This is a genomic window from Nocardia sp. NPDC002869, from assembly GCF_046764065.1.
Classification (GTDB): Bacteria; Actinomycetota; Actinomycetes; order Mycobacteriales; family Mycobacteriaceae; genus Nocardia; species Nocardia rhamnosiphila.
Map to the genome: position 1 here is coordinate 1 of NZ_JBKOOL010000348.1, position 1028 is coordinate 1028.

Sequence of the window (1028 nt, forward strand, 5' to 3'; positions counted from 1 at the left end):
GGCGCCCACCCGGGGGGGACGCGCCGTTGTTGTCTCTGCGAGCGGTCCCGGCCATCGGCCGGAAGGTGTCAGCGGCCGATGGCGGCGGCCATCACCCGCACCGCCGAGATCAGCCCGTCGATCAGCTCGCCCTGTCGCAGCGAACTCAACGCGGCGGTGACCCCGAGCTGGCACACCCGGTCGTTCGCGCGCTCGGCCACATCCCTCCCGGAGCGGACCTCCACGGCGTGGTCGTTCGGGGAGACGGCGATGAGCACCGAACGTGCGGCCTCCGGGGTGGTGGGGAACAGCGCGTCCGTCGTGGCCGTGGGATCCACGCCTAGATCGCCGATGAACACGTTGAACCGGACCTTGGTCGCCCGAGTGGCCTCGGTGAGCACATTGTCCATGGCCAGCCGCTCGTTGTTGTCGAACGGCGCCTCTTTGAACACGTCACCGGCCTCGTGCACCCCGGAGACCCGGCCGCTGCTGGTGAGCGCGTATCCACGCGGCAGTTCGGACTCGACCACCGCCGGCCACTCAGTACTTGCCACTTGCCCGGCCTCCGATCAACGCTTCCTTGGGTGCCTCGAGGGCATCGAACGCCACATGCGAGCCGTGCGACGACTCACCGGCGTCATAGGAGTGACCGTGACCGGTCACCTCATCGGTGGCACTCCACAGCACCGGGGCGGCCGTCCACTTCTTGCTCATATCGAAGTGGACCGGCTTCTCACCGGGCAGCGGCTTACCGAGGTACGACAAACCAGCGATTATGAGGTAGATCCCCAATGGGATACCGGCGAAAATCGCCACCGTCTCGAGAATGCTCACGCCCTAAAGGTAGACGATCCTCTGTAGTAGTTCACCGAGGGATAGCCCGTGTCACCGGTAACACCACCCATACTCCGAGGTCGGCCCCGGGATCAAGCCTCCGTCGACCAACGCGACCACCTGCGTCGAGTGTTGCGAGACACCTCGAAGGGTTGAGGCCCGTCTCGCCGTTTCGGCCTCGAAGCGCATGCGCCGCAGGCGCGAGTCTCGAGGCC

General features: G+C 66.4%; 2 protein-coding genes. Both read right to left on the minus strand.

Annotated features, from left to right (window positions below; translation table 11 throughout):
* Window positions 1–68 precede the first annotated feature (68 nt).
* Window positions 69–533: a DUF5130 domain-containing protein gene (locus tag ACLML9_RS28840; protein WP_411948442.1), complete on the minus strand. Its 465-nt coding sequence runs from the start codon at window positions 531–533 to the stop codon at window positions 69–71.
* Window positions 520–813 carry a hypothetical protein gene (locus tag ACLML9_RS28845; RefSeq protein WP_357986788.1) on the minus strand — a complete coding sequence of 98 codons (294 nt, stop codon included), beginning with the start codon at window positions 811–813 and terminating at the stop codon, window positions 520–522. Before ACLML9_RS28845 ends, ACLML9_RS28840 begins: the two co-directional genes overlap by 14 nt.
* Between the last annotated feature and the right edge of the window lie 215 nt (window positions 814–1028).